The following is a 9,566-nucleotide window of genomic DNA, read 5'->3' as shown; positions in this document are numbered from 1 at the left end:
TAGCGCTCATAATCAAGCGCTGCAATATCGGCTTCGGTGAATTCTAGAGTAATCATCTCTCAGGAGGATTAGACGCGACAACTGTATTTCACCTTAATATCCCGGAAATGTCCAGTTCTTAATCGTTTAGAGTATAAACCCACTGACCAATAGCGGCTAATTTAAGACCAATAGCGGCTAATTTAAGAATTGTAGTGATTCGCTTGGGTTCGTCCGTTTTTTTGGTTAGGACAGGTGTAGCGGAAGCTACAGATTCCTGGGAGAGGGCCAAATGCGGCACTGGTGGGAAAGAGTAGGCTACGGAGTAATGGGGTTGGCGATCGCCCTCATCTTCGCAGCCTGCAATCCCAACAATCGCAGCGATGATTCCTCTAATGCTGATCCGACCACATCGCTACCGGCGCTAAAGCCTTTCCCGGAAGTGGCAGTGCTGGTGCGTCGGGGCGAACCGCTGGAGGCGCTGAAAGATCCGGGCAGCTTAGACAATCTGGCCAGTATCGGCTTTGCGCCATTTGCGACCAGTTTGGCAGGTAAATATCTGAGCGTGCAGGTAAAGCCGGAGCTGGCATCGCTAAAACCTGCTGAAACAGAAACGCTTTCACTCACGCTCAAAGACGAGAAGAACAACCCGGTCTCTGGGCAGTTCACAGTGATGGTGGTGAATGAGGCAGTGCTACGGCTCAGCGGCTATCGCCCGCCCGATTTGGTGGAAACGGTATATGCGGAGCAGCCGATTAGCCTGCGCTTTGCCGACAATCGGCAGGATGTGACCTTATCGCCGCTGTCTTCGCCATTGGAAAAAGGCTGGGGCTACGGCGGCGGATTTTCTAATGCAGCGGCAAGCACACGCTTACGAGAAGATTTTCAGGCGCTGGCCTTTTATAACGGATCGGTAATTGCCGACGACAGCGGACAGGCGACCGTGAGCTTTGAACTGCCAGATGACCTGACCACCTGGCGGGCAATGGTGGTCGCGACCGATGGCAATTTACGCTTTGGGCAGGGCGATGCGACCTTTGTAGCGACGCAGCCGCTGATCACCAATCCGCTGTTGCCGCAGTTTTTAAGGGTGGGCGATCGCCTCCAGGCCGGTCTCACCGTCACCAACACCACCGGCAAAGGCGGCAAGCTACAGCTCGAAGGTCAGGCTGGTGAGGGTCTTGAGTTTGCTGATGCAGGCGATCGCCGCACACAACAGAACCAGCCTGACGCCGGGACTGCTGCCTATCGCTTTACGATGGTGGCCGAGCAGCCGGGCACAGCACAAATTGAGTTCAGCTCTCTCCTGGGTGCAGAGACAGATGCCTTCAGCTACAGGAAACCGTCTACGAGACAGGGCGCACGGCTACAGTCAATCTGCCGCAGCAGTGGCAGTGGATAAACTCTCAAACGGCGGCACAATCGCAGGCAATTCGGCTGTGGATTGCGCGAGGGGAAAGCCCGGAACAGCTCAGCCGGTTGGTGTAATCTCTGTTAGCTCAGCGGCAGGATGGTGCCTGGGGCACAAGCTACGACAATGCTCAGGCGCTGATGGCGCTGGTTGACTATACCCAGCGGTTGCCTGCCCCGCCTAACTTTAAGGCGACGGCGCAATTGGCGGGTGACACCCTTGTGAGTCAAGCTTTTCAGGGGAATGAGAGAGTCAGCGCTGAGGTGAGCATCCCCATCGCGGAGCTTCCGCGCGGCCACTCTGATTTGCAGCTCCAAAAAATAGGCGAGGGCGAACTGCACTACCTGGCGGCTTATCGCTATCGCCTGAAGGGAAACCCACCCGGACGGCTAAACGGTCTGCGAATCACGCGCCAGATCTATCCGGCCAATCAGACTGAGGCACTCCATCGGTTTGGGCTTGAGGCGACCGAAGAAACTTCGCTACCTGTCGGGCAGGTCTTCGATGTGGGCCTGGAGATTATCGCCGACCATCCGGTTGACCATGTGATTATCACTGACCCGCTGCCTGCTGGCCTCGAAGCGGTCGATACGACTTTTCAGACGGTGACGGGGGCGGTGCAGGCGCAGGCAGATAGCTGGCAAATAGGCTATCAGCAGATTTATAGCGATCGCATTCTCGCCTACAGCGACCATCTCGATGCGGGTGTGTACAGCCTTCACTATTTGGTGCGATCAGTGACGCCGGGGACGTTTCTATGGCCGGGGGCGATCGCTCGGCTACAGTACGCGCCAGAAGAGTTTGGCCGCACGACGGCTGCAATGTTATTGGTCAAGTAAGCTGAGCGCCTGGAACAGCAGTCAGCCCAGAGCGGTTGCATCAGGGCCGCTCATCTGCTTGCAGAGTAACCCAGGCAAACAAAGCGGTGAGGGCCGGTGTGCTAGCACCATCTGTCAAAATTTGCTCGGCTCCTCAATCTGCGTTAGAACATCGTTTCAGACTGCGCCATCAGCACATCATTGGTTGTCACCACAGCCTCCAGAATTTCCCCGATGACTTCTCTGTTTTGGTTACCTCTAGACACTGTCGCCAATTTGCTTTTATATAATCATAGGTAACAAAACATTAAGCAAAATATACTCACGAGCTATGGTGCTCTTTTCAAGGCATTCTCAAAGCAACTGGCAGGTAGCGAGTCCCCCCTAACCCTGGGAAATATTGCCCTAGGCAGAACGGTTACAGGAATTCCAGGAGCGACTATCGGCTTTTGGGACCTATGGAGAGTAACCCAGCCTAGGGGTTGAGGTAGACAACTGCGATCGCTTTTGAGGCCGATCCCCTGAGCATCGCACTATCAGGCTTCTCCGCTACAACTTTACGTTTTTTAAACCTCAACGGGTCAGTAGCTAAGGCTGCTACTGATGGTGCAAGGCATCAGATCTCACCATTTTGCCTCTAGAACCAAGGTTTTTCATAGTCCCAGGCTGCCGGCGTCCTAAGCTTGCAGACCAGTTTGTTGATTCGAGCCAGCCCGTTGTCGACTCGATAAGTTTTATTTTTGTTCAGGATAGAGGAGAACCATTGAACATCCGCAATCTCAAAATTCGCTCCCTAAACCTTCGCACCCTTAAACGGGAGTGGTGGGCTAATCCCAAGGCCGACATTTTGGCGGGGGCCGTAGTGGGGTTGGCGCTGATACCGGAAGCGATCGCATTTTCGATCATTGCTGGGGTCGATCCCAAGGTAGGCCTCTACGCCTCCTTCATCATCGCTATGGTCACAGCTTTTCTGGGCGGACGACCCGGCTCTATTTCTGCCGCCACCGGGGCTATGGCCCTGCTGATGATCGACCTGGTGCGCGACTATGGCCTGGAGTATTTGCTGGTGGCCACCCTGCTAACCGGCGTATTGCAGGTGATTTTTGGAGTACTGAGGCTAGGCCGCCAGATGCGCTACGTGCCCCGAGCGGTGATGGCGGGCTACATCAACGCCCTGGCGGTGCTGATTTTCTTGTCCCAGCTGCCCCAGCTCACCAACGTCCCTGTGGCGGTATATGTGATGGTGGCCCTATCACTGGCGATCATCTATATTTTGCCGCGTTTCACCACGGCGCTGCCCTCGCCGTTGGTGGCACTGTTTGTAATGACCATAGCGGCCATTTCTCTAGGCATCGACGTACCCACCGTGGGCGACATGGGCGAACTGCCCACAGCGCTGCCATTATTTGCGCTGCCCCAAGTACCCCTGACCCTCGAAACTCTGCTCATTGTGCTGCCGACGTCGCTAACCATGGCGGTGGTGGGGCTGCTGGCCTCATTCCTCACTGCGTCTTTAGTAGATGACCTGACCGATACCCCCAGCGACAAAAACCAGGAAGCTAAGGGCCAGGGCATCGCCAATTTCATCAGTGGTTTGTTTGGCGGTATGGCAGGCTGCGGCATGATCGGCCAGTCGGTGATCAACGTGCAGTCAGGTGGGCGAGGTCGGCTTTCCACCCTCGCTTCAGGGATTTTTCTGCTGTTTGCTATTTTGGGTTTAAGCCGCTGGGTGCGGCAGATGCCCATGGCGGCGCTGGTGGCGGTGATGATTATGGTCTCCATCGGCACCTTTCGTTGGGCCTCATTTCGCGACATGGCCAAGGTGCCCCGCACCGAGACGGCGGTGATGCTGACCACTATGTTAGTGACAATTTTTACCCGCAACTTTGCCCTGGGGGTGGCGACGGGTATCGTCATGAGTACGGTGTTTTTCTCTCGCAAAATTGCCCAACTGGTGTTTGTGGATAAGGTGCTGAAAGACAACGGTAGCCACCGGGTCTACAGCGTGTCGGGGCAGATTTTCTTTGTCTCGATCGAAGAGTTTCTAGAGGCCTTTGACTTCGACGAATTTGTGGATCACATTACCATTGACCTCACCCACGCCCACCTGTGGGATCAGGGGGCCGTGGCTGTCTTAGACAAGATTGTCAATAAATTTCGCCGAGCCGGGGCCGAGGTGGAGGTGATTGGTCTCAACGAAGCCAGCGCCACCTTGGTGGAGAAACTGGCTGTCCACACCTTGCCCACCCCCAGCCCTACAGCTCTTAAAGAAAACTAGGTCACTTATGAAACGCATTTTATTGTGTACTGATGGCTCTGCCTTTGCCCAGAGCAGCTACCCCTACGCTGCCTGGTTTGCCCAGGGCATGGGGGCCAGCGTGGACGTGCTTTACGTCACCGACTCGCGGGGCAAGGCCACCGCTGAAGCCAGCAACCTCAGTGGCAGCATTGGCCTAGGGGCTTCAGAATCACTGCTGAAAAAGCTGGTAGAGGTCGAACATGAGCGAGCGAAACTCAACCACCAGCGAGCCAAGCTGATTTTGGCCGATGCCGAGCGAACTCTGAACAACCAAGGGGTTAAGACCGTCAACCTAATCCACAAAGCCGGATTTTTGGTTGACTACCTAGAAACCCTAGAGACCAACGCCGACCTCATTGTGCTAGGTAAGCGGGGAGAAGCGGCAGATTTTGCCTCGGGCCACTTGGGGGCCAACGTTGATCGCATTGTGCGCAGCAGCAGCAAGCCCTGCCTGGTCACCCCCCGCGAGTTTGCCCCCTTAGAGCGGCTGCTGATGGCCTACGACGGCAGCCCCACCGGCCAGCGGCTGCTGACGTTTTTGGCCAATACCCCCAGCCTCAAGCCGTTGGATATTCATCTGCTGATGGCTGTCAAGGCGGAGTTAGACCCGAATGCGGCTCAGGTGCTGGCCGAGGCCGTGGCGCTGCTGCAACAGGCGGGTATTAAACCCAAGGTCAGTCAGCCCATTGGCGATCCCGAGAAGGCGATCGCTCAATACATCGAGGCGCACAGTATCAGCCTGTTGCTGATGGGGGCCTATGGCCACCGCCGGGTGCGCCATTTAGTGATTGGCAGCACCGCGCTTCAGCTCTTGAGAAGTAGCCAAATTCCGGTGCTGCTGCTCCGTTAAGTTTGAACCGATTTTTAACAAGTCAATCCACTATGCAAATTACCAATCGAATCAATTTTCGCAATGTAAGGGGAGATTTTCTGGGGGGCTTAACCGCTGCGGTGGTCGCCCTACCGAAGGCCAAGGCCATCGGTATCGCCTCGGGGGCAGGAGCCTCGGCAGGGTTGTGGGGCGCTATCTTGGTGGGCTTTTTTGCCTCTCTGTTTGGCGGCACCCCTAGCCTGATTTCTGAGCCGACCGGGCCGATGACCGTGATTGTCACCGCTGTGATTGTGGCAACGTCGGCCAGCGATTGATCTTTGGAGTGGCCAAGGCGATCGCACGAGAGCATAATGCGATCGGTGGTTACGACGTGCTGATTGTTGATCTGAGCGAAGTGCCCGTTTTGGGCGTTACCTCTGCCTTGGCCATTGAGAATGCAATCGAAGAGGCTATTGATGAGGGCCGAGAAGTGATGGTGATCGGAGCGAATAGAAAGGTCAAGAGACGCCTCGAAGATCTGGGGATTGCTGAGATTATTCCCAAAGACCACTGGCTGGATGATCGGCTGTTGGCGCTCAATAAGGGACTTGTGATCGCACAGCAGCATCTGTTGCCTACACCCTACCTTACTGTTCCTCCAGATCTTGGATGGAAGGTTTGACTCAGTGAGAACATGAATCGGCTGTTGACCTTCTCGTACGCAACAGGTCTACTGAAAAAACGCGACGGTTTCACCGGGTTCACCAAGGCGGTCTGCCTTGGGTTGTGATAGAGGCAAATCCGGAGCCAGGAGAGCGCGCTGTGTGGGTTTCTGTGAGCACCCAAATATCAGCCTGCACCGTTTGCATGGCTGTGAGCAGTCGGGCGCGGCGGGTTGCTTCTGACAGGTTGAGGCGCTCCACGTTCCAGGTGGCAAGGCGTAACATAAGAAAAGGTGGCCTCTGAGCGCCTAACTATCAAACAACAGTATCCATTTTTATCAATGCTACCCCGCGCTATGACTGGGCTTACCAGCTACCACCTCAAGCTCATTGCAGCGCTGACTATGGTGGTGGATCATATCGGTGTGCTGTTTTACCCCGATCTTGATTGGCTGCGGGTGATTGGGCGCGTCAGTTTTCCCCTATTTATATGGCTGCTAATACGAGGGGAAGCACACACCAAAGACATTTGGCGCTACGGCTTGCGGCTAGGGCTGCTAGGGCTCATCTCTCAGCCGATCTATCAGATCACATTTGGCACGCAGCAGCTGAATATTCTGTTTCAGTTGCTCTTAGGGTTGGTGTGTTTGAGAGTGGCGCGGCAGCGACCAGCGTTGATGCTGCCAGTGTGGATATCGGCAGCGCTCATCACTGAAGCGTTGAATGTTAGCTATGGCAGCTACGGCATCATTCTGATACTGCTGATTCGCTATTTTCGCTCTCATTTCATATGGTGGTTGGTCTGGGTTGGGTTTCATCTGATTTGGGCAGGGTATGCTGGCACGTTTCAGCTTCCAACTACCGTCGTGCCGCTGTTGTTTATTGCGTTCAACGGACAGCGTGGCCCCAAAGCCCGCTGGTTTTACGGCTTCTACCCAGGCCATCTAGCGCTGCTGGCACTGCTCTGAGGTCATTCGCTGGGGTGCGATGACAAAAACGTAGGCAGGGAGTGAATTTGGTAGGCAGTGCCTGCCAATCCGTAGCCCACATCGATTCACGCTCTGAATTCATTAAGAAAGCTGATTAGCCCTCAAGGTTTTAGGTTAATTTGACCTATTCCTTCGGAATCCTTGCTGTATCGATATCAGGAGCTACTAATAATGTCAGTGAATGGTTGTTTGAGCATTAGAAGATTGAATCGATAGCAGAGCCTATAACTATTGACTAAAAGAGCTTCTAGAAAGACTAGCCCTTGAGATGATGTATCCCTTGGTCTTGATTGATAGACTTTAAACAGAAATTAAGAGAAAGTTATCTTTCAGGAGAATTTGCTTTATGACGAGTGCAAGCAGTAACCAGAAGCCATCTGGAAAGCCTAATGATATTGTAGTCCAGTCTACCGATTTCCCTTCTACCCAATCCGAGCAGACAGAGAAGGCTGGAAAAAGTCAAAGCGGTGAACATACCGTAGCTAAAGCTGTTGGTGCAACCGGAGGTAGTGTTGCAGGCGCGGCAGTTGGTAGCATGGTCGCCGGTAAAATGGGTGCAGCCATTGGTGCTATAGGTGGCGCGATCGCAGGTGCAGCCATTGGTGATCAAGCCGCTACAAGCATAGACCAGCAAGTAGAAAATGCATCGGGTTCAATTAAGGATGCAGCTGAAAACGTTACCCATCAGGTTGAAGGTACCCTTGATAGCGTTAAATCAAAGATTAATGAAACCGATGTCAAAGGGTTGGCTGAGTCTGCAAAGCAGAAGATCAACGAAGCGGATGTTCGCGGCGTAAGCCAGTCTGTGCAAGGCAAAATTGATGAAGCGGATGTTCGCGGCGTAAGCCAGTCTGTGCAAGGCAAAATTGATGAAGCAGATGTTCGCGGCGTAAGCCAGTCTGCAAAAGGCAAAATTGATGAAGCGGATGTTCGCGGCGTAAGCCAATCTGTAAAAGGCAAAATTGATGAAGCAGATGTTCGCGGGGTTACAGATTCTGCCAAAAGAACAATTACTAATGATGTAAAACCTGCGACCAAAAACACCATCGATCAAACATCTCAAAAAGCTAAGGATGTTGCCAATAGCGCAACTTCAGCGGCAAATAAGACCCTAAAGGAACCCTCCTCTAACAAGAGTGCGAAGCCAGCGGGTTGGAAAGATCCCTCAATTGAGCAAAAGCTCCGCGAGAATTAAGGAAAACTTTAGTTCTTCTGATTCTCAGTGACTCATAAAGTTGGGGAGCACCTCTTCGGGTGCTCCCCAACTTTTATATTTGTGTACGCTAGCTTTGCGGTTTGTCGAGCGCGGCTTACGGCATGGGCAGCGGCTAAAAAAGCTTTAGAAGGCGTACAGCCATAGTTGGTGCAACTGCCGCCCAATGCATCGCGCAGAGAGCCACGCTGAAAACATTGGGGATAGTTGAGCGTTAGGGCGATGGTCAAAGACCGGTTCAATAGGGCGTGTTTGCGATACGCCTCAGCGCCACACCGTTACGCAGAGCACGTCAGGCTAGCTGTTGGCGATCGCAACGGCAGCGCTGATGTTGATTGGTGATGCGATCGCGCTTTCAACATCATGGACGCCCGTTTGATAGTTAATTTCGGGCGGGTCATTTCGGCGAAATTTGGCGATCGCAGACGGTATTAGCAGCTTCCCTTCCCTTGCCTTACCCTCTACCTCACCCCCGCAGCTTACCTAATGCGACACAGGCGGAGTAATCAACCCAGAAGACTAAACCCAAAATAAACGAAAGCGCTACCGTTTATATAGGCATTGAACCCTGATGATTTTGCAAATTCAATCCATACTTGCTATGAACTTCCATTACGTGATCACCTTTCTATGAGCGACGACTTTGTTGACACTGTTCTCGCGGTTTATCCGGAAATGTTGCCTTTCAGTCAATATCTCGATAAGGCCGCTACTGCTTAGAGCCGTCATCCCTGGCCACTTCTTTGCAATCAGCCAGACGGGCGTAATCAGCCAGACAGGCCATCGCCGATGATGGTCTATTTTGTGCTGCGAGTGTGACCCAAAATCAGCGGGTTTTAAACCACTCCAGTGAATCAGGTCTACCCATTTTGATAAAACTGACCTCGGTTGAGCGTAATTTCACCAAACCCAGGCACCCAAGAAACCCACTCTCCCGGAAAAGCTTCACAGAGCAGCAGCGCTTCATCGTGGCTGTAGTCAGAGGGAGCGTTGCGCAGGGAGACCCATAGCCCACCTTCCGGCTGAAAGACAGCATGATCATGGGCAGAATCGGGTGATACGACAGACTGAATAGCACCGGCATTTATAGTCATGGTCAAGTAACTCACGCTAGATTATGTATTCTATGTTACAGAAAAAATGCTCGGCTATAGATACTTGTCTCAAAAGTACAAATATCTCCGTCTAAATATAGAGAATTCTTACCGGGGTCTGGAGGCCGAGTTTTACAGCCAATGTCTCGGGTCTGTTCGCCGTCTTTGCCAACCGCTCGATGATGTTTAGGACGGGTGTGACCTGAATTTGATGTAGGCTTAAAAAGCGAGAGAAAATCCATATTGGTTAATTTTGGCCCAAAACTGAGCCCATCTGCCTTGGGTATAAC

Annotated in this window: 8 protein-coding genes and 1 pseudogene; 7 read left to right on the top strand and 2 right to left on the bottom strand. The window is 53.1% G+C overall.

Annotated elements, in window-relative coordinates:
* Positions 1–271: 271 nt before the first annotated feature.
* The 5 genes and pseudogenes from CKL79_RS24040 to CKL79_RS24460 all read left to right on the top strand — a co-directional run.
* Complete coding sequence (locus CKL79_RS24040) at positions 272–1,381, top strand: alpha-2-macroglobulin family protein (RefSeq protein ID WP_240519028.1); 1,110 nt, start codon at positions 272–274, stop codon at positions 1,379–1,381.
* Positions 1,382–1,530: 149 nt separating this feature from the next.
* Positions 1,531–2,229 carry a hypothetical protein gene (locus CKL79_RS24035; RefSeq protein WP_240519027.1) on the top strand — a complete coding sequence of 233 codons (699 nt, stop codon included), beginning with the start codon at positions 1,531–1,533 and terminating at the stop codon, positions 2,227–2,229.
* 742 nt (positions 2,230–2,971) lie between these two features.
* Positions 2,972–4,486 (top strand): SulP family inorganic anion transporter, encoded by a 1,515-nt coding sequence (locus CKL79_RS21445; RefSeq protein ID WP_121971577.1) that lies wholly within the window; start codon positions 2,972–2,974, stop codon positions 4,484–4,486.
* Positions 4,487–4,493: 7 nt separating this feature from the next.
* Positions 4,494–5,357: a universal stress protein gene (locus tag CKL79_RS21440; protein ID WP_121971576.1), complete on the top strand. Its 864-nt coding sequence runs from the start codon at positions 4,494–4,496 to the stop codon at positions 5,355–5,357.
* Positions 5,358–5,389: 32 nt separating this feature from the next.
* A pseudogene (locus CKL79_RS24460) lies at positions 5,390–5,880 on the top strand (SulP family inorganic anion transporter); the annotation flags it as partial.
* Positions 5,881–6,079: 199 nt separating this feature from the next.
* On the opposite strand, the gene CKL79_RS21430 reads toward CKL79_RS24460, so the two are convergent.
* Complete coding sequence (locus CKL79_RS21430; protein WP_121971575.1) at positions 6,080–6,265, bottom strand: hypothetical protein; 186 nt, start codon at positions 6,263–6,265, stop codon at positions 6,080–6,082.
* 71 nt (positions 6,266–6,336) lie between these two features.
* On the opposite strand from CKL79_RS21430, the gene CKL79_RS21425 reads away from it, so the two are divergent.
* Positions 6,337–6,948, top strand: coding sequence for a TraX family protein (locus CKL79_RS21425; protein ID WP_240519026.1), 612 nt, complete (start codon positions 6,337–6,339; stop codon positions 6,946–6,948).
* 367 nt (positions 6,949–7,315) lie between these two features.
* Positions 7,316–8,164: a glycine zipper domain-containing protein gene (locus CKL79_RS21420; protein WP_121971573.1), complete on the top strand. Its 849-nt coding sequence runs from the start codon at positions 7,316–7,318 to the stop codon at positions 8,162–8,164.
* Positions 8,165–9,042: 878 nt separating this feature from the next.
* On the opposite strand, the gene CKL79_RS21410 is transcribed toward CKL79_RS21420, so the two are convergent.
* Positions 9,043–9,276: a hypothetical protein gene (locus tag CKL79_RS21410; protein ID WP_121971571.1), complete on the bottom strand. Its 234-nt coding sequence runs from the start codon at positions 9,274–9,276 to the stop codon at positions 9,043–9,045.
* Between the last annotated feature and the right edge of the window lie 290 nt (positions 9,277–9,566).

Source organism: Leptolyngbya sp. BC1307 (genome assembly GCF_002286735.1).
Taxonomy (GTDB): domain Bacteria; phylum Cyanobacteriota; class Cyanobacteriia; order Phormidesmidales; family Phormidesmidaceae; genus Phormidesmis.
Note: the sequence above shows the minus strand (reverse complement) of the source record. Positions and strands in the feature narration are given on the sequence as shown.